Raw genomic sequence first — 20,612 nt, forward strand, 5'->3', positions numbered from 1 at the left:
ACATGAAGAAAACAATTTTAAAACAACTAGGTTTAACAAAGTTAATTGCATTATTTCTCTTAATATCAGTGATCGTTAGCTGTGAAAGTGATGATGATATTCCTAATTTAGGAAATTTAGAAATTCAAGTAACATTAGCAAGTGGTCTTAGTGATATATCTTTAACAGATATAGATGTTGCAATTACACAGACTATAGATAATTCTACTTTAACGATGAATACTGATGCGAATGGTTTGGCAATTTTTTCTGATATTTCTGTTGGGACTTATACTGTAGTAATATCACACTCTACAGATGATTATACTTTAAGTGGTACCGCAAATAATATTGTAGTTGCAAGACAAGAAACTGTTGCAGCAACAGTAGAAGTAAATGCGGTGAACCAAGACGGAGGTTTGGTTATTAAAGAAATATACACATCTGGATCTGGTTATGTTACTTTGTTTAAAGATTCGTTTATTGAAATCTTTAATAATTCAGCAGAAACTTTATATGCAGATGGTATGTATATCGCTAATTTATTTGGAGATTCTGGTACAACAGGAAGTGTTTCAGTTTATTCTGTATTAACAGATGAAAATTATGTGTATACAGATGTAATGAGTCAAATACCAGGAACAGGAACAGATTACCCTGTAGCTGCTGGTAAAAGTATTGTAATAGCTTTAAATGCTATTAATTATAAGGAAGCAAGTGCAAATCCAGATGGAGAGTTAGATAATACAGATGCAACTTTAGAGCATTATTCTATAGATTGGTTAGAAGCACAAGGTCGTACTGGAAATTCTTTCTTTGAATTTGATAACCCAGCTGTACCAAACATGACCAACACTTATATATTTGAGGGTACTAACTTTTTTAGATTGTCTACTCCAGGAAGTATTGTTTTAGTTAGTGGTGATGCAACTTTTGATACTTCTGCTATTGTAGATTATACAAAACCAGGATCTACAACCACTTCTAAATTAATGAAAATTTCTATTGAAAACGTAGTTGATGGAGTAGATATTTTAGATAATTCTGGAGCAGCAGATTATAAACGTATGCCTTCTGTAATAGATGGTGGTTTTACTTATTTAACTGCTGATGGAGCAATTTCATATACAGGTTTAAGTAATAGAAGAAAAATTGATGAAGTAGCTACTGCTCGTTTTGGTAGAACTATTTTACTAGATACAAATAATTCAACGGTAGATTTTGAAGCAATTGCTTTCCCTGATAAATATGGTTACAACAACTAATAAAATAGACCATTTAGCAATAAAGAGAATGTTTTTAACATTCTCTTTATTATTAAGTGTGTTCAGTAGTTTTTCTCAAACAGCAATAACTATAGATAGTTTGTCTGTTATTGAGAGAGATTTTCAATTTGAACAATTTAAAAATAGGTACTTTCAAATACCGTCATTAATCAATCAATCTAACCTTAAAAAGTTTTCTTATGGAGAAGGTAAGTATTTGTATGGTGAAGGGAAATTAAGGCATCCGCAGGAGTTTAAAAAACAAAACGGATTGTATTTAAAAACGGCCTCTTTAGCAGCTTTAGAAAATACCAATTGGACTTTTTATGGTAGTTTAGAATATTTAAATACTAGAATTGAAGATGTAGAAAATAATTTAACATACGGAATTTCAGAGTATAATTCTCCATACTACTTTTTTCAGAAAACAACAGGTATATGGAATCATCAGAATTATAATTTTGAAATAAGTGCGGCTCATAAAGTAAATTCTAAACTGAGTTTAGGTGGTTATTTAAATTATGACACCAATTTTTATTTTAGAAAAACAGACACTAGAAATGAGCTAACGGCTTTAAAAATTAATGGAAAGATTTCAGCAAGTTATCAGTTTAACGAAAAACATTTATTGAGTTTAGCTTTAAGTACAGAATTTTTTAAAACAGATTCTGAATTAGGAAATAAGTTTCCAGAAAATAATACAGAGGTTACTGCAAACTATTACTTAAACACGGGTTTAGGGTCTTATATAAAAAATATAGACAACGGCTTTCAAACCAAAAGAGTAATACCTCAATTACAATTGCATTGGCTTTTTAAACAAAATAATTGGGATTTATCTGTAGAAAGTGCAACCAAATACGGTGCAGAAAGATGGATAGATAAAAACATTGTAAGAGTAGAAGAGAATGGTGAATTAACGAAGTATAGTTTTTTAAATCAACAATTTAATGTTGTGTTTAATCAGTATAAAAAAAACAGTCTACTGTCTGTTAATTTAAATGCCGAATATTTAAAAGGGAAAGGGGAAGTTTGGCAAGAAGTAGGTATTTACTATGCTAAAAACTTTAATGCTACAAACTATAATTTTAAAACTGAGGCAAACATTTTATTCTATAAAAAGTTATTGAATAAAGTGAGCTTAGGAGTGAATTATTCTAATGTAGAGCAATTAGATTTAAACTATGCATATCAATTCGATTATCAGTTTTTAGAACCTAAAGTAGCTTTTGGCTTACATAAAGATGTTTCTACTAAAACATCATTTTTTACAAATATTTCTGGTTTGTACCATCATGTTTTAGATATGCAACACAACCCTTATGCAGCCAACAATATTTATGTAGATTGGATTGGTAATAGTGTTGCAGATTATACCGGAACCAGTTCTTTTAATTTTAATACCAAATTAGGTTTTAATATAAAACTTAAAAACGAAAATACCTTAGAATGTTCTCTTACTGGTGATTATTGGAAAGCGACAAGCTTATCTAACGAAACAATTAATTACGTTTCAAAAAGCGATGATTATCTAAGTTTAGTGGTTGGGCTTAAATTGTATTTTTAATGGATACGCAAGCTTTTTGCTGTAAAGAGTTCTTGTTATTATAAAATTTAAATTAAAAAAATGAAGTCATTATTTAAAGTGTTCATCTTGTTTATTCCGCTGGTTATTTGTGGACAAAAGATGGACAATGTTCATTTTGAGGAATATGATTTAGCAAACGGATTGCATGTTATTCTTCATAAAGATGTAAACGAACCCAATGTAATTGTTGGTACTAAATACCATGTAGGTTCTAAAAATGAAGAGATAGGGAAAACAGGATATGCACATTTTTACGAGCACCTTTTATTCCATGGAACAAAAAATATTCCGCAAGGAAAATTTGAAAGTATTATTTTAGATGCTGGTGGGTATTGCAACGCTTATACTAATTATGATGTAACTTATTATTATCAATTATTGCCTGCACACAAATTTAAATTAGGTCTTTGGGCAGAATCAGAGAGAATGTTACATCCAGTAATTACATCAGAAGGTATTAATCGAGAAAGAGAGATTGTAAAAGAAGAAAAGAGAATGCGTTATGATAGTAAACCATTGGGTAATTCTTACTTTGAAATGATGTCTAAACTATTTTCTGATGAAACTTACGGACATAATATGATTGGTTCTATGGAAGACCTTAATGTTGCTTCTAAAGAAGATTTTGATGCATTTTTAAAAACGTATTACACTCCTAATAATGCCTGTTTAGTAGTTTCTGGTAATATTGATATTAAAGAAACTAAAAAATGGATAAAGCTTTATTTTAAAGATATTCCGAAAGGGAAAAAGATAAAAAGACCTATAAAGTTTGATAGAATATCTGGACTCGAAAAGCATACAGAAAGAACTGTAAAAGGCCTAAAAGGAGAATCTATATTAGTAGGATATCCGTTAATGTCACAAAGTGATGCAGATGCTCCTGCAATGCAAATAATAAATGCTATTTTATCTGGTAGTAGTAATTATTCCTATTTTGAAAATCATCTAAATTTAAAGAAAGATACCATTATTAAACGTATTAAATCTTCAGTTGATTTTTGGGAAAAGGAAGGAACATTGCGTATTACTGCAAATGTTGAGAGTAGAAATAGTGAACCTTATTTACTAGAAAAATTAGAGGAACAAATAATGCTTTTAAAAAATGAGCCTGTAGACGCTGTTGTATTGCAACAAGTAAAAAAGCAATTCGAATCTGCTCATGTAGATTACTTTTATCATGCAGAAACATTTGCAGATAAGGTAACTAATTATTATCACTTATATAATAAAACATCAGACATTAGAAATCTTATAGATGATTTTAATAAGGTAACAGCGGATGACATTCAGCGAGTTGCTAAAAAATATTTAGATAAAAAGAATCGAGTAGTAATTGTTTACCACCCAGAATAATTTATTAAAAATGAAAAATATTTATATATTAATATTTGCTATTTGTTTTAGCTTTAAGGCTATTGCACAAGTAGATCGTTCTATGCCTCCAGAAGCAGATGAGCCTGTAAAATTAAATGTAGGTAAATTAATTCCGATACAATTAGACAACGGACTTCGTATTTATTTAGCTCCGGTAAAAGAGTATCCAAAATTTACAATATCGGTAAATATAGAATTACCGGGTTATGATGAGGAAGAAAGATTAGCAGAAAAGAAAATTTTAAATTCAGCGTATTCAAATAAACTATCAGAGAAATACCCTAAAGGAGAAATTGATTCTATATCTAATTACTACGGCGCTTTGTTAAATGCGAGTATGTATGGTGGTACAATTAAAGGGATGAAACAAGACGTAAACCTTTTGTTAGATGTGTATGTAGATGCATTATTACATCCTGTTATTACGGATGCGTACATTCAAAAAAGACAAGAAGAACAGGTTGAAAAAGATAAGAAGAAAATATCAAAAGTAAATACACCTAAAAGGCCGTTTTCGATAGAAAAAATTATAGATTCCTTGTTATTTGGCAATGAGAAGAAAGTTATTGAAACTCAAGAAAAAGTGAAAGCTAATTATAATGGTTTAACAGTTTCTGATATTGAAAACTTTAAAAATGATAGAATTGTATCTAATAATTCTTTAATAGTAGTTGTTGGAGATTTTACAGAAAAAGAATGTAAAGAATTAATGATGCGTTATTTTGGTGCTTGGAAATCTGGAGAACCTTATGTTAAGAATAGCCCTATAAATAAAAAAACTTCTATTATTAAAAAAAGGAAAATAGTGGTTGTAGATGCGCCAAATGCAGTTCAGTCTGATATTTCTTTTAGATGGCATTTAGGGGATGCATATACTTATTTTAAAGATGATATTAAGTTACAGGTGTTAAATGAAATTTTTGGAGCAAGTCAGTTGTCATATTTATATAAAAATTTAAGAGAAGATAAAGGGCTTTGTTATTTTATAAGATCCTCTGTTGGTGCTTCTGCGGTTGGTGGTAGTGGAAGTGTAAGTACAAGTGTACGTAATGATCAAACGGCGTATGCTATAGAAAACATTATTTTAGAAATGTTGCGATTAAGAAACGGAAAAGTAAGTGCGTCAGATTTAAAAATTGCTAAAAACAGTTTAATTGGTAGTTATACACGATCTTTAAATGCAATTGCCCCAATTCCGTATATTACGTTTGCCATGCAAAAAGATGATTATAATTTACCTGATGATTATTTACAAAGCAAAGTAGAAAAATATTATGAGGTAAATGTAGATGATATTATGGCAATGTCTCAAAAATATATAGATCCTTTTAAATCGGTTATTTATATTAAAGGTAAAGTTTCTGAACTAAAAGGGACGCTAGAAAAATTTGGAGATGTAATATACTTTGATGAAAAAGGAAATACAATAGAATAAGCTTATTGTCCCCTTTTTTTATTGATACTAAAAATCCCAGAAATTATTCTGGGATTTTTATATTAAAAAGAAATACTAAATTTAAACAATTAGTTTTCTGTTTGTGTCATATTATCTGCAACAACAATGATATAATTGGCTATGGTTGCTTTTTGCTCTTTGGTTAATTTATTCCACTCAGATGCTGTTACGGTTGTAATTGATTTTAATGTTAACCCTGGTTTAATTTTATGAACCCACCAAATAATACCTTGTTCGTAATTTGAGTGGTAAGAGCCTTCTATGTGAAGTAGTAAATCTCCTTTTTTAAAGTTTTTAAGAGAAAAATGTGCCATAGTAGCGTCTTTAGCAGCTTGTGCTGTTTGTATATTTAACATGTTTGGAGGTACGTGTCCTCCCATATTATCCGCCATTTCTGCATATGCTTTTACAGTAGGATCAAAATATGTTTCTAAATCAGGACCAATTAAAGCAAGTGCTTCCGGGCTTAAATCTTTTAAAGCACTTATTCCTTTTTTACTAATTAAAGAAGCATATCTTCTAGGGATGTTTGTAGCAATAAAACGCAGCTTATTCTCTTTAGCAAATTCAACCAAAGGTCTATAATCTGTGCTGTAATTATTCCACATTTGTGTCATTTCAGGAATCATCTTACTTTCTGGATACAATCCAGATAAATACTCATTTAAAACCAATTGATTTCCGATTTCTAACATTTCTGCTCCAAAGAATAATGAGTTTCCTTTTATTTCAAACAAGCTTTTACTAACTTCTAATTGCATCCAATGTGAAATTGGATTGTAATGATATTCGCCAAAAAACACCATATCGCTATCAGCAAGATCTTTAATCATTTTGTTGTAATTAGCAGTCTTTCCATTATTTTTAAATAATTGATAGGCAGGTTTATCCTGTGCTTTGGTCGTGCTTATTATGGATATTAATAAAAGGCTTGTAAGTATTAAATATTTCATGTTTTGTTAGTTTAGGTTTGCGAAATTAGAGGATGATATAAAAGGTTGTAGTTAAAGGATTGTTAAATATAAATAGCTTTTTAATTATTGTTTTTCACGCTATTTTAGGTAGTTTATCTAATGAGTTTTTCTTTTTATTATTTTAATGCAATTTAGTTGCAATAATATTAAAAATAGAATATGTTTGCAATTGCATTAACGCAACTTGATTGCTTTAGTAGTAGTAAGGTCTTTTTATATTTAATTGTAAAAAGTATTTGTAGATAAAATAATTAAATCATTATTTAATGTCTTAATGAAATTCAGTCGCTTAAAAAATAGTATCACTTATTTGTTTCTTGTTCTTTTTCTATCAATGAAAATGGCAGGTTTACATGCTTTGTCTCATACAGATGATAAAGAGCATGCACTATATTGTGCAGTATGTGATAATGCGATTGTAAACAATCTAACTCCAATAATTAGTTCGGATGGACCTGATCTCGAATTTAAAAATATTGAATTTTTTATTCAGAAAGAAGTAATAACAAACTATAAAAGTATTATTTCTAAGAATACTTTTCCAAGAGAACTCTTTTCTCGACCTCCACCTTTTTTAGTATAAGTTTTTCTATGCATATTATTTATGAATTCTATAAGTAATTAGTTCTGTGTTTATTCAATTGATTTCTTTTGAGTGGTTTATTCAATTCATTTTTTTATGGATGTTTTAAACACCTTAATTGCTACTATTTGTCAGTTTTATAAAACAAGCTATTGGTTAGTCTTTATGTATGTATAGATTTTGTCGTGGTTCTTTTTTAAGAACAAGTGTTCAAATCTTATAGTATACAATTATGTTTAAAAATATGTTGAGTATATGGCTATATTTTAGCCTGTGCTCTAGTGCGTTTGCGCAAGATTCTTATCAAATAAAAGGGTCTGTGTTAAATGATAACAACTTACAGCCTATAGAAGGTGTTAATGTTGTAGGAGAACATTCATTTTCAATTTCATCTAAAACAGGAGAGTTTACAATAGATCTTAAGGAAGAAGGTGTTTATACTTTCAAGATTTCTCATGTTGGTTTCGAAGCTAAAACGGTTACAGTCACTGTAAAATCTAAAATAGTTACCATGCCCGTTTTCTTAAGAGAATCGTCTACGTCTTTAGATGAAATTAAGGTTTTTGGAAAATCAAAAAAAAGAGTGCTAAAAGAGAATCCGATTGTTTCTCATGTTGTTTCTAAAGAGTTTTTAGACAATAATAGAGAAAATAGTTTGATGCAAACTTTAAGTAAAATACCAGGAGTTAGTACAATTAGTATTGGTTCTGGGCAATCGAAACCTACAATTAGAGGCTTAGGTTTTAATAGAGTTGCTGTGGTGCAAAATGGTATAAAGCACGAAGCGCAACAATGGGGAAATGATCATGGTTTAGAAATAGACCAACAAGGTATAGAGAATATTCAAATTATAAAAGGTCCTGCTTCTTTGTTATATGGATCTGATGCTATTGCAGGTGTTATAGATATTCAGCCTAATAAAATTCCGTTGGCGAATTCTTTCGGTGGAGAGGTAAATATTTTGGGAGAAAGCAATAATGATTTATTAGGAATTTCTGCAGGGATTGAATCTAGAAAAGAGAATTGGTTTTACAGAAGTAGATTAACGTATAGAGATTACGGAGATTATAAGGTGCCTACGGATAAAATTAATTATGAAAATTACATTTTCGATTTACATGATAATAATTTAAGAAATACTGCGGGTAATGAAGCAGATGCAAGTGTAAGTATTGGTTATGTTTCTGATAAAATTACATCAGAAACTACATTTAGTAATGTAAATGCTAAAAACGGATTTTTTGCAAATGCACATGGTTTAGAGGTGAGAACTTCTACTATCGATTATGATCGTTCTAATAGAGATATCGATTTGCCTTTTCATAAAGTAAATCACTTTAAAATTACCAACAATACTACTATAAACACAAATAGCCATAAAATACATTTTGATCTTGGTTACCAGAACAATCGTAGAGAAGAACACTCAGAACCAGTTCCGCATGGTTATATGCCAAAACCTTCAGACACAAAAGAACGGGTCTTTAATAAAAGCACCTATTCTTTAAATATAAAAGATGCGTTTAAACCAAATGATCAACACGATATGGTTTTAGGTGTTAATGCGGAATATCAAGATAATAATATTGGTGGTTGGGGATTTTTAATTCCGGAATATAACCGTTTTACAGCAGGTGTTTTTGGTTATGATCATTTTCAAATCAAACCTAACCTACACATTTTAGCAGGTGTTCGTTATGATTTTGGATTGGTAGATACCAAATCGTATAAAGATTGGTTTCTGTCAACGATTAATAATGAAGACGGTTCTACTTCTTATAAGTATTTACAGAGAGCGCAAGATAAAACATTGAATTTTGGTAGTTTAAGTGCTTCTTTAGGTGTTAGTTATATTAACAATAATACTACGTATAAAGTAAATGTGGGTAGAAGTTTTAGAATGCCTTTGGCTAATGAATTGGCATCAGACGGAGTGAACTATCACATGTATTGTTATGAAAGAGGGAATTTAGATTTAGACCCAGAAATATCCTATCAATTAGATGTTGATATCGATCATACTAGAAAATCGTTTAGTGTTGGTGTGAGTCCGTTTGTAAATATATTTCAAAACTATATTTATTTAAATCCTACTTCTAATTATTACGAAACTTTGCAGATTTATGAATACACACAAGCCAAAGTTTTTAGAGTAGGAGGAGAGTTTAGAGCAAATACCACAATATCTAAAAACTTGCAATTAGATGCTTCTATAGAGTATGTGTATTCTAGACAAACTAGCGGACCAAAAGAAGGGTTTACACTACCTTTTTCTCCGCCATTATCGGGCTTGCTGTCTGCTAATTATCAATTTAAAAAAATGCTCTTTTTTAAGAAACCACAATTAGTAGCAGATTTTAGAATGACTTCGTCTCAGGATGAAATTGTACCTCCAGAAGAAAAAACGGCAGGTTATCAGGTGTTAAATATGTCTTTTTTAGCTGAGGTAAATCTATTTAAAAATGATGATCCTGTACATATGCGTTTAAAACTAAATAACGTATTCGATACAAAATATTACAATCATACTAGTTTTTACAGATTGATAGATGTGCCAGAAGCAGGTAGAAATCTATCCTTATCTGTAACGGTACCTTTTTAAAATTAATCAATAACCAATAATTAAATTAAAACAAATGAAAAGAATGAAATCGAATTTAAAATTTTTAGCAATTATCGCTTTTGTAGGGTTTTCCTTGCAGTCTTGTGAAAATGATGAGGATTTAGAAAATAGCATAGATCAAAATTCCGAAAGGTTTGAAGGTCTTGAAATTGGAAATACCGATTTTAAAGTCCCACAGTTTAATCCAGACTTACATATAGAATTTGATTATACAGGGAAAACCAAAGTTAAAAAGATCTATTTTGATATTAATCCTGTAAATGTAAGTGAGCCAAGTACGGACAAAGTAAACTGGGAGGTATTAGATTATTTAGTGCCAGAAAGTTATTACTTAAATCAATTAAATCCACATATACATTATCATATTCTTTTTGATTCTTCAAACGAAACTTTTCCAACGGTAAGGCCTTCGGAAGGTGTTTATAATTTAAAGATTACGGTAATAGAAGAAGATAATTCAGAAAGTTATATCACTAAAGAATTTGAAATAATAAAAAAGTTCTCAGAGGTAGAAGTAGGGGTAGATAATAAGGTTATTGCAGGAAGTGATGAGATCGATACCGAATTTTATTATAACGCAGGTAGCAATACGATAAGTGAGATAAAGTATGAATTATGGTTCGAAGAATGGAGAGAAGGGCAAAATGTAGCTGTAGGTGAGTGGGATACAATAGTAATTACACTTCCAGAAAATCTTTATGAGAATCAGAGTAATCCACATATTCATTATCACATGGCAATAGATTCAGGTTTTCCACTTGGAGATTATTGGTTAAATATATATGTGCAAGAACAAGGAGAGGAAGCAGTAAAACTATCTGTTCCATTAAGCATCGTAGAATAATTATAAACTAAATTAAATAAACACCATGAAAACAAATTTTAAATTTTTAGCAGTAATCGCTTTTATCGGATTTACACTACATTCTTGTAGTAGTGATGAAGCCTTGGACTTAAATGCTCCAATAATATCAGGTTTTGAGTACGGAAAAGGGAGTGAGCATACTACAGATCAAGTAGCTTATAAAGGATCGGATATTCATTTAGAAGCAGAAATTAATGCAGAAGCTATTGTAAGTAGTATTACGCTTTCTATCCATGCTCATGATTTGGTTTTAGGAGAGGATGAGGTTCAATGGGAGTTTGAGCAAGTATTTACGGATACAAAGTACTTGGTAATTAATCCAACTTTTCATGAACATATAGATGTTCCTTCAAATATTCCTGCAGGAGAATATCATGTAGAGTTAACAGTTACAGATGAGTTAGGGAATAGTACAGAAGTAGAGGGACATATACAAATTTTAGATTCTATTACATTAAGTGAAGTTTCTATAGATGAAACGGTTGCTAGAGGAAGTGATTTTCATGCAGAATTTTTAATAGATGCTGTAAATGGTATTCACAGTGTTTCTGTTGATGCACATGCTCATGGACTTACTGTTGCTGATGGAGAGGTAGAATGGAATTTTGAACAAGAGTTTTTAGAGAAATACCATGAAGAAACTTCTATTGAGTTTCATGAACATATAGATGTTCCTGCAACTGCTCCAGTTGGTGAGTATCATATCATTTTTACAGTAGAAGATGAAGATGGAAATACGAAAGAATATGAAACACATATTGACGTTACGGCTTAATTAAAATAAAATTACCGCATAGCATTAAATGTTGCTGTGCGGTTTTAATTCTATAAAAATGAAATTTACACTAAAATATATTTGTTTTTTATCATTTATAATATGCATTGCTGCATGTTCAGATGATAACAGTATTGATAAGGACTTAGATAAACCAACAATTACTATTAATTATAATGAAGGGTTTTCTCAGGGCTGTACAGAACTCTCAAGAGGGGAAGCTTATAATTTTAGAGCTCAGGTTACAGATAATAAAGAATTAGCTTCTTACAGTATTGATATTCACCATAATTTTGATCACCATACACATGACGACCAAGGAGTGCAATGTGATTTAGAAGCTATAAAAACAGCTGTAAATCCATTAATATTTATGGAAAACTATTCGGTCGAAGACGGAGTAACGACTCATGAAATTAATATTTCAATTACAATTCCTAATGATATAGACCCAGGAGATTATCACTGTGCGTATTCTGTAACAGATGTAACTGGTTGGCAAAGTAGAATTTCTGTAGATATAAAGATTATTTAAAGAGTCTTAATTATAGAAAAGTAGGCAAATTTTCTGCAAATAAAAAAACCAGTAATTTACAAATCGTTGTAAAGTACTGGTTTTATTGGTGACCATGCTAGGATTCAAACCTAGAACCTCTTGAGCCGTAATCAAAATGTGGGTTATATCGTTGTTGTGTGTTTATACGTGTTTTTCTTTACTATGCTTGGTTTTAATAGGTTTTGGTTAATGCTTGTTTATTGTTGTTATCTGTTTATTTCGTTATTTTTTCTGCAAATTTTCTGCAAACTATCTATATTTGCAGAAAATAATTATTGTGAAGGAGAAGAAAACGGTTAAAGAATATAACATATCTATAAGGTTAGATAATAGGAGAAAAAAGGTTACAGGCAAATATCCTATTAAGTTAAGAGTTTATGGAAAAGTTACTACAAAAGAAAAATGGTATTCATTAGGAATTGAATTGTCCGAAGAGGAGTTTGATGAACTTTGGCATAATCCAGGTCGAAAAACATTTAGGGGAAGTAAACGTGAATTAGAGTTGAGGTTAAGAACGATAGAAGCTAGAGCAGAGCGTGAGGCTGAGGCGATGACTGTTTTTGATTTTGCTAAATTCGAAACAAAGCTATTTCGTAAATCTTCACATAAAAATAATGTAAAATATTATTTTGATTTAATTATTGACAAGCATATTGCAAATGAAAAGATTGGTACAGCTGAGAGTTATAAATACACACTTAATTCACTAGCCGATTTTAGTTTAAATAAGAAGAAACGAGATATAGACAAATTATCTTTTACTGAAATTTCGGTTGATTGGCTAAAAGGATATGAGAAGTTTATGATTGATAAAGATAGAAGTTATAATACAATTGCTATCTATCTTAGAACTTTAAGAGCGGTATTTAATAAGGCCATAGAAGCTAATGATATTGCGATAGATATTTATCCATTTGGAAAAAATGGATATAAGATACCACGAACGAAAAATGTAAAGAAAGCGTTAAGTAATGCAGAACTTAAAACTCTGTTTAATGCAGAGGTTTCAAATGCTAATGAGCAGAAGGCTAAGGATTTTTTCTTTTTCAGCTATGGATGCAACGGTATGAATATGAAAGATACTATTCTGCTTAAATATTCAGATGTTAAAGGAGATAAATTTAGTTACTATAGAGCTAAGACTCATGCTAAGTTAGCAGAGAAAACAAAAATCTCTATTTACTTAACGGATTTTACAAAAGAGGTTATAAGAAAATATGGTAATAAGAAGAAGAGTGGATTTGTTTTTAATATTGTAGATGAAAAAGATGATATTGAAACTCAACACAAGAAAATTAAAAATTTTACACGGTACATTAACGACCATATCAAAAGAATAGCTAAAGCAAACGATTTACCTAACGGTATTTCGACCTATTGGGCTAGACATTCATTTGCTACTAATTCGATACGTAAGGGTGCTTCTATGGAGTTTATTAGTGAAGCTTTAAATCATAGTGATTTAAGTGTAACCAAAAGTTACTTTGCAGGTTTTGAAGATGAAACTAAAAAAGACTTTGCAAACAAATTGTTGGATTTTTAAATAAAAGTATGAACAGATATAAAGATATAGTTACAAAGGCTTCTATTGAAAATGATAATAATATTGCATTGTATTTTTATCAAGAATATTATCAAGTAAGACAAGGTTCAAGCGCTAAAATTATATTTGGTCAGAATCAATTTTTTAGAGAGTTAATTTTATACATAGATAAATTAATTGAGGGGACAATTTATAAGGCTAAAGAGCCAGATTTATCTAATATGCCTTGGGATGAGAAGGATGAGTATCTTAGGGATCTGCAAAGGAAGAAGGATGAATATTTAGAAGGTTATTCTATGTATTATCATGATATGGTATCTATTGGTTTAAGTATAAGTATTCCAGATTGGGAAAAATGTAATGATGCTGTTAAATTATTGAAGGCTATTAATTCTGAGTATGTAGTGTTAAATGATCCAATAGCTATAATTACACCAAATAAAGAAATTCAGGTTAAAGCATTAGTTTTAAGAAAATCAAAATTAGAGTTCTTAAAAACCGAAGCTATACGTGCAAGCAGAGTCAATGATATCAATGAGCTAGATGAAGACTCTATAGATTTACCTCAACAGGATACTGATGATTCTTCTGTTCGTGCAAAAGTTAGTAAAGCTTTTCGGTTTACTTTAAGTAAAGATTTTCGTAAAGATAAGCAAATACTATCTCAACAAGATTATGATAAGTTAGTGAGTTGGGTTACAGAATACTATGAGGAAGATTTTACTTTGCCTAAAATTACAGAGCCTATAAAACAGGTTAATACGTCTAAAGGGAATGTTTTTCAGGTTTTTAAAGATTTGTTTTTAGAATTATGTCCAGAAAAATACAAGTCTAAGCCAGATAGTTTTTATAACTTAATAAAAGCATGTTTCTATCAATATCGAAATGATGAAATTTCTAATATTTCGAAATCAAAACGTCCTACTAATTATGAAGAAGTAGTGGGGGAATTACCTAGAAAATAAATTCCCGTAAACACGTGTTTAATTCCCGTAAACACGTGCTCGTTCCCGTTAGATTTAGCCTCATTTACATTATAATTTTGCAAACAGATTAAGTACGCGAAGTATTTGATATAATCAAAATTATAATAAAATGAATAAGATATCATTTGATTTACTACCACAAGTAGTACAGGAGTTAAACTCTAAAATAGATAACCTTACAATATTAGTTCAATCAACTAAGCCAGAAAATCAACAAAATGATATTATGGTTATAGGAGAAGCAGCTAAATTCTTAAACCTTTCCGTAGCTACCTTATATGGTAAAGTTAGCAGGAGAGATATCCCTTATATGAAACGAGGTAATAGACTTTATTTTTCTAAAGGAGAGCTTATCAATTACGTCAAATTAGGCAAGGTTTTGTCTGAGAAGGAAGTAGAAGATGATGTAGACAGTTTTTTATCTAACTCTAAAAAATAAAAGTTATGAAAAATAGAGAAGAGGGTGATTTTGTTTTGCCAGACTTTACTTCTAAAGAATATTTTATAAAAGAGTTCTTGAAGTTTTCTGAAAATGCTACATATACCAAAGCTAGAAAAAAAATAATAGAGGAGCCTTTTGGTAGTTTTTTTCTTGGAGCTATGAAACGCATTGAAGCTAAGTCGATGGATATAACACAAGATTATACCTGTATACCAATCATTGGCCTTTCGTTGTCATATGAATATGGGGAAAAAGCAAGGGTTTACTTTCATAAAATATGTAAACAAAATATTAAGTACAATATTGATGTGTGTAATAGAGAATATTCTAAATATTTAAAGAATGAATCGATATTACTAGGTATGCTGCCTGTCTATTTTTTATATGCAGAAAAAATTAGAGAAGAATTAGGTGCTTTGATTGAAGAAAAAGAGAATGCTTCCAAGCTTTAAAAGATGAAGGGTAGGGGGAAAACTGAAAAACAAAAAATATTAGATATAGGTAGTTTTGGGACATACAATAAGCCTTTTGCAATAAATATGGGAATGGATGCAGCTTTAGTTCTTAACTTATTAATAGATAAGTATGATTATTGGGTGGAAGAAAAAGGTGAATTTAAGAATTATGGTAAATACAAAGCTTTTTATATAACATATAAGGATTTAAGCGAGAATGGCGAGATTGTGAGTATGAGTAAATTAAATAGAAAGAGTGGTAATAACCCTTTAGAGATATTAGAAAAAGCTAAATTAATAAAACGATACCATGAATGGAATAATCTTAAGCGTGTAATTTATTATGTTCTATTTTTTGAAAATATTATAAAAGCATTTGAGGATTCTTTAACGAATTTAAAAGAAAAAAGAAGGATTGAAGGTGAGGTTATGAAATCTAAGAAAATAGAACAGGATAAAGAACGAGGTGGAGAAATTGATAATTTTTTAAAAGAGTACGGTTTAGAGGGGCAAAAGAGTCTTAATCTCAGTGATAGTAAGAAACTGCAAAATAACAGTACGGAGACTATAAGAAAAGCAGCTTCGAAATTGCAGAAAACACCTATAACTAAGAACAGGAAAACTAAGAACGAGAAGAAAAAGAAAAAACTAACCAAAGAAGAAGGTGATAATGCAGTTGAGAATGATTTTTCTGAAGAAGAATTAGACAGGATGGTTAACCATGAGAAGTATGGTGAGGTAAATATATATAATTGTGATGAGTCAAAAGATGATGATTTTGATACTAACTTACTTTATGATATGATATTTGAAACTCGAAGAGGATTTAAAAGTGTAGAATGCTTTTTCGATTTTATAGTCAATGTAGTTTTAAAGGAAGAATTTAATGGTTTTAGGATGTCTTCTGAAGACGGGTTGTTAATTTATGAAGCTATCGTTAATAACCCAATGTTTAAACTTGAAGATGAAGATATAGAGGAGCGAGATGAGGAAATGGAGTATTTAAAATCTCAAAATAAAGACGAGCTAGAAGAAAATCTTGAGTGTATGGTTGATTTAAATGAAGAACGTTATGAGCATTTATATAATGATCTTTGTGAAAAAATAAGAAAGAATTGTTTAAGAATAAAAAAAGGTAAGTTAAAGGCAAGGTTTGGTAATATTTTTGTTGGGGTTAAGGAGTTTTCTGAAAATTACGAACCACACATGAAAAGATATTATTAGATTGAATATATTAATTATGAAAAAACAATTCAAAATAACAGGGTTCTACTATACAGAACAAGAATTTAAGTTCCGTAAGTACTTAGATATAAAAAACATAGGTTCAAGCCTTACAACACCTGATTTAATGGTGATAATGATGAATCCTGGAGGTTCTAAACCTATAGATGGTGTAGATAATGGATGCATAGATACATTGGCTGTGCCTGACAGAACGCAAGATCAAATAATGCAGGTAATGCTAAATTGTGGTTTTGGATTTGCTAGAGTATTAAACCTATCAGATTTAAGAGAGCCAAAGAGTAGTACATTTTATAAACAAATTCCAGAGCTAGATTCTAAAGGAATTCCACACTCTATTTTTGATGAAAACCGTCAATTCGATTTTGATCAACTTTGGGTAAAAAATGTGCCTGTCATTTATGGTTGGGGTGTAAATTATCATTTAAAACCTTTGGCTTTAAAGGCTATTGCTGCTAGCAGCGGTTCAAACACCTACGGTATTTTAAAGCTAGGGAAAGAGTCTGCTTATTATCATCCATTACCTCGTACTTCTGGTAAGCAGTTAGAATGGGTAAAGGAACTTACAGTGCAACTAACCAGTTAGGGTTTTGTAATTATAATAATTTAAACAGGAGTGGTTGAAAAATCACTCCTTTTTTGTTACATTTATCAAAAATTGTTAGACTTCTATATACTTAAAAGATAAATCCAAATTTACTACGGATGAATAAGGTATAAAGAGGTATAAAACCACATAAAAATTAATGATTACAGGAGAATTAAAATCACAAGTAGATAAAATTTGGGATGCCTTTTGGACAGGCGGAATATCAAACCCTTTATCTGTTATAGAGCAGTTTACATACCTACTTTTCATCAGAAGATTAGACGAACGTCAGTTACTAGAAGAAAAGAAAGCCAATATGGTGGGGATTCCTGTTAAAAATATCATTTTTACAGCAGCACAAAAAGAACTAAGATGGAGCTCTTTTAAGAATAAAGATCCGCAAAGCATGTTCGACCTCTTTACCAAACCATTGGTAGATGAAATGACGGTTTTCGATCACATGAAACAAGTAGGGACTTCTGCAGGAGTTTTTGCAGAGTTTATGAGCAAAGCAAACTTTATTATTGCAACACCAAGATTGTTAGACCAAGTAGTTCAGTTGATTGATAAAATCAATATGAACGATAGAGATACCAAAGGAGATTTGTACGAGTACATGCTCTCTAAAATAGCATCCGCAGGAACCAATGGGCAGTTTAGGACCCCAAGACACATCATTAAAATGATGGTGGACATGACACAGCCTAAAAAGGACGATGTGATCTGCGATCCATCTTCTGGAACCGCAGGATTTTTAGTAGCAGCAGGTGAGTATTACCAAGAAAATCATAAAGATTGGTTTTTAGATAAAGATTTTAGAGATCATTTTAATAACGAAATGTTTAACGGAGTTGAGATAGACGATACCATGATTCGTATTGGTGCCATGAATTTGCAACTACATGGTATTGAGAGCCCAAACCTTATAAAAAACGATGCGCTAAGTGAAAGTGCAGGCGCTATTAGAAGTAAATATTCGCTAATCCTAGCCAATCCTCCTTTTAAAGGAAGCTTAGATTATGATGCTGTAGAAAACTCTTTACTGAAAACCGTAAAATCTAAAAAAACAGAATTACTATTTTTGGCTTTAATGTTAAGAATGCTAAAAACAGGTGGTAGAACTGCGGTAATTGTACCAGACGGCGTACTTTTTGGAAGCTCTAATGCACACAAACAAATACGAAAAGAAATTATAGAAAAGCACAAGTTAGATGCTGTTATTTCTATGCCAAGTGGTGTCTTTAAACCGTATGCAGGGGTTAGTACTGCGGTATTATTCTTTACCAAAACAGGAACAGGTGGTACAGACAAAGTTTGGTTTTATGACATGACTGCAGATGGTTATAGTTTAGATGATAAACGTAACGAAATTAAAGACAATGACATACCAGATCTTCTAAACAGATACCACAATTTAGCAGAAGAAAAAGATAGAGCAAGAACTGATAAAAGTTTCTTAGTGCCTTTTGATGAAATAAAAAACAACGATTGGGATTTATCTATAAACCGATACAAAGAAATTATCTACGAAGAAATTGAATATGCAGAGCCTGCAGCGATTATAAAAGATATTGAAACTTTAGATAAAGATAGAAACCAAGCCTTGGCAGCTTTAAAAGAGTTGTTAGGATGATGGTATTTAAAACTATTGGTCAGATTTCAGAAGTAATAAGAACAGGTAAAACACCACCTTCAAAGGAATTAAAATATTTTCATGGAGATGTAAATTGGTATACACCAGGAGATTTAGATTTAACTAAAAAATTAGGGGTATCAAGGAGAACATTAACAGAATTAGCTTTAAAGGATAAGAAAGCAATTACTCACAAGACTGGTACCTTGTTGATAGGTTGTATTGGAGATATAGGAAAGATTGGAATTACAACTAATGAATGTAGTTCAAATCAGCAATTAACAGGGGTTTTTCCTAATAAAGATACTGATGTAAACTATTTATATTATTGGTTTAAAGGGAATAAAAAAGTTCTTGAATCATATGCTAACAATGCAGTTGTTCCTATTCTTAATAACAAGACTTTAAGTACTGTTAAAATTCCACTACCACCACTAGACCAACAAAAAAAGATAGCAGCCATTTTAGATGCAGCAGATAGTTACAGACAAAAAACAAAAGCAGTAATTGCAAAGTATGATGAATTGACACAAAGTTTGTTTCTAAATATGTTTGGAGATCCTGTTAAGAATCCTAAAGGGTGGGAGAAGGTTGCTTTTGGAGACTTAATTTCAGTTTTAACAGATTATCACGCTAATGGCAGTTATAAAACGTTAAGTGAGCATGTAAGTTTAAAAAACGAGCCAGATTTTGCTTTAATGGTAAGAACAACAGATTTAGAAAAGAATAATTTTGAAGATGATGTTAAATACATAGATGAACATGCTTATGATCATTTAAAGAAATCTAAAGTATTTGGAGGAGAAATCATTATTAATAAAATTGGTAGTGCTGGAAAAGTATACAGAATGCCTCATCTTAATAGACCTGTTTCTCTTGGGATGAATGCTTTTTTATTAAGGTTTAATGAAAATGTAAACCAAGTGTTTTTATATTTTCAATTGATTTCTAAATACGGGGAAAGAGAAATTCAAAAAAGAGTAAAAGGAGCAGTAACTAAAACGATTAGAAAAGATGCAGTTAGAGAAATACCTATTATTTCACCACCTTTAGTGCTTCAAAGCCAATTCGCAGAAAGAATTAAAGCTATAGAAATTCAGAAATCACAAGCAGAAGAAAGTTTAGTGCAAGCAGAAAATTTGTTTAATAGCTTATTACAAAAAGCTTTTAAAGGAGAGTTGGTATGAATATATATATAGATTATTTACCTGATAATGATCGAAATAGAAGTGATTATATTAAGGCTAAACAATTAGCTACAAGTGTTGATGAATTAAGAGAGTATGACAATAAAAATGATCTAATTGATTATTTAACAAACAAGAACTTAGAAGAGGTTAGGTTTGTTTCTATAAATTCACATGGACTACCAGACCCAGCTTGTTTTACTAGGTGTTTGAATATTACAGAAGCAATAGGTTACAATAAGTTAGTTGAGGTGCTTAATTCAACCATAGAAGGAGAAAATATAATATTAAACTTAGTAAGTATTTGTAATAGTTCAGTTATAGAATATTATTTGAAAGATTTAGACCCTAAGTTTGTAGAAGTTTGGGTATCTACTGACAATACACCTTCTATTGATGCTACATTTAGGTTAATTCATGACAACGATTTTGAAAACGTTGTTGAGAATACAGAATTGCCATTAAAGAGGATTAAAAGAAATCTATAAGAA

Annotated in this window: 19 protein-coding genes; 18 read left to right on the forward strand and 1 reads right to left on the reverse strand. The window is 30.5% G+C overall.

The genetic code is table 11. The features are described 5' to 3' along the window. Positions 1-2 precede the first annotated feature (2 nt). Genes GQS57_RS08350 through GQS57_RS08365 form a run of 4 tightly spaced genes read left to right on the forward strand, consistent with a single transcriptional unit; the run spans position 3 to position 5,644 of the window. A complete protein-coding gene (locus tag GQS57_RS08350; protein WP_165732358.1) occupies positions 3-1,244 on the forward strand; it encodes a DUF4876 domain-containing protein in 1,242 nt (413 codons plus the stop codon). After that, the gene (locus GQS57_RS08355) at positions 1,228-2,811 is read left to right on the forward strand and encodes a DUF6850 family outer membrane beta-barrel protein (RefSeq protein ID WP_165732359.1); all 1,584 of its coding nucleotides are present in this window, start codon (positions 1,228-1,230) and stop codon (positions 2,809-2,811) included. Before GQS57_RS08350 ends, GQS57_RS08355 begins: the two co-directional genes overlap by 17 nt. A 60-nt stretch (positions 2,812-2,871) precedes the next feature. Further along, a complete protein-coding gene (locus GQS57_RS08360; RefSeq protein WP_165732361.1) occupies positions 2,872-4,188 on the forward strand; it encodes a pitrilysin family protein in 1,317 nt (438 codons plus the stop codon). 10 nt (positions 4,189-4,198) lie between these two features. After that, complete coding sequence (locus tag GQS57_RS08365; RefSeq protein ID WP_165732362.1) at positions 4,199-5,644, forward strand: pitrilysin family protein; 1,446 nt, start codon at positions 4,199-4,201, stop codon at positions 5,642-5,644. An 89-nt stretch (positions 5,645-5,733) separates the two neighbouring features. Here the strand turns inward: GQS57_RS08365 and GQS57_RS08370 are convergent, their stop codons facing one another. Next, complete coding sequence (locus GQS57_RS08370) at positions 5,734-6,618, reverse strand: ChaN family lipoprotein (protein WP_165732364.1); 885 nt, start codon at positions 6,616-6,618, stop codon at positions 5,734-5,736. A gap of 361 nt (positions 6,619-6,979) precedes the next feature. Here GQS57_RS08370 and GQS57_RS08375 point away from each other — a divergent pair, with 361 nt between their 5' ends. From GQS57_RS08375 to GQS57_RS08440, 14 genes are all read left to right on the forward strand, one after another. After that, the gene (locus GQS57_RS08375) at positions 6,980-7,222 is read left to right on the forward strand and encodes a hypothetical protein (RefSeq protein WP_165732366.1); all 243 of its coding nucleotides are present in this window, start codon (positions 6,980-6,982) and stop codon (positions 7,220-7,222) included. Positions 7,223-7,466: 244 nt separating this feature from the next. Further along, positions 7,467-9,824 (forward strand): TonB-dependent receptor, encoded by a 2,358-nt coding sequence (locus GQS57_RS08380; RefSeq protein ID WP_165732368.1) that lies wholly within the window; start codon positions 7,467-7,469, stop codon positions 9,822-9,824. Positions 9,825-9,867: 43 nt separating this feature from the next. Continuing rightward, positions 9,868-10,689 (forward strand): hypothetical protein, encoded by an 822-nt coding sequence (locus tag GQS57_RS08385; RefSeq protein WP_165732371.1) that lies wholly within the window; start codon positions 9,868-9,870, stop codon positions 10,687-10,689. Positions 10,690-10,714: 25 nt separating this feature from the next. Next, entirely contained in the window at positions 10,715-11,485 is a 771-nt protein-coding gene (locus GQS57_RS08390; RefSeq protein ID WP_165732373.1) for a DUF4625 domain-containing protein, read from the forward strand. A 58-nt stretch (positions 11,486-11,543) separates the two neighbouring features. After that, on the forward strand, positions 11,544-12,020 hold the full coding sequence (locus GQS57_RS08395; RefSeq protein WP_165732375.1) for a DUF4625 domain-containing protein: 477 nt from the start codon (positions 11,544-11,546) through the stop codon (positions 12,018-12,020). A gap of 280 nt (positions 12,021-12,300) precedes the next feature. Beyond that, entirely contained in the window at positions 12,301-13,584 is a 1,284-nt protein-coding gene (locus tag GQS57_RS08400) for a site-specific integrase (protein ID WP_165732377.1), read from the forward strand. Positions 13,585-13,592: 8 nt separating this feature from the next. Next, complete coding sequence (locus GQS57_RS08405; RefSeq protein WP_165732379.1) at positions 13,593-14,549, forward strand: hypothetical protein; 957 nt, start codon at positions 13,593-13,595, stop codon at positions 14,547-14,549. 130 nt (positions 14,550-14,679) lie between these two features. After that, entirely contained in the window at positions 14,680-15,009 is a 330-nt protein-coding gene (locus tag GQS57_RS08410; RefSeq protein WP_165732381.1) for a helix-turn-helix domain-containing protein, read from the forward strand. Between the two features lie 5 nt (positions 15,010-15,014). Continuing rightward, entirely contained in the window at positions 15,015-15,464 is a 450-nt protein-coding gene (locus GQS57_RS08415; RefSeq protein WP_165732383.1) for a hypothetical protein, read from the forward strand. A 3-nt stretch (positions 15,465-15,467) separates the two neighbouring features. Further along, positions 15,468-16,691 carry a hypothetical protein gene (locus tag GQS57_RS08420; protein ID WP_165732385.1) on the forward strand — a complete coding sequence of 408 codons (1,224 nt, stop codon included), beginning with the start codon at positions 15,468-15,470 and terminating at the stop codon, positions 16,689-16,691. Between the two features lie 16 nt (positions 16,692-16,707). Beyond that, on the forward strand, positions 16,708-17,298 hold the full coding sequence (locus GQS57_RS08425; protein ID WP_165732387.1) for a DUF1643 domain-containing protein: 591 nt from the start codon (positions 16,708-16,710) through the stop codon (positions 17,296-17,298). 160 nt (positions 17,299-17,458) lie between these two features. Then, the gene (locus tag GQS57_RS08430) at positions 17,459-18,934 is read left to right on the forward strand and encodes a class I SAM-dependent DNA methyltransferase (protein WP_165732389.1); all 1,476 of its coding nucleotides are present in this window, start codon (positions 17,459-17,461) and stop codon (positions 18,932-18,934) included. Beyond that, positions 18,931-20,121, forward strand: a complete 1,191-nt coding sequence (locus GQS57_RS08435) for a restriction endonuclease subunit S (RefSeq protein WP_165732391.1) — start codon at positions 18,931-18,933, stop codon at positions 20,119-20,121. Before GQS57_RS08430 ends, GQS57_RS08435 begins: the two co-directional genes overlap by 4 nt. Further along, complete coding sequence (locus GQS57_RS08440) at positions 20,118-20,609, forward strand: hypothetical protein (RefSeq protein ID WP_165732393.1); 492 nt, start codon at positions 20,118-20,120, stop codon at positions 20,607-20,609. Before GQS57_RS08435 ends, GQS57_RS08440 begins: the two co-directional genes overlap by 4 nt. Positions 20,610-20,612: the final 3 nt, after the last annotated feature.

Source organism: Polaribacter sp. 20A6, assembly GCF_011378915.1.
GTDB classification, from domain to species: domain Bacteria; phylum Bacteroidota; class Bacteroidia; order Flavobacteriales; family Flavobacteriaceae; genus Polaribacter; species Polaribacter sejongensis.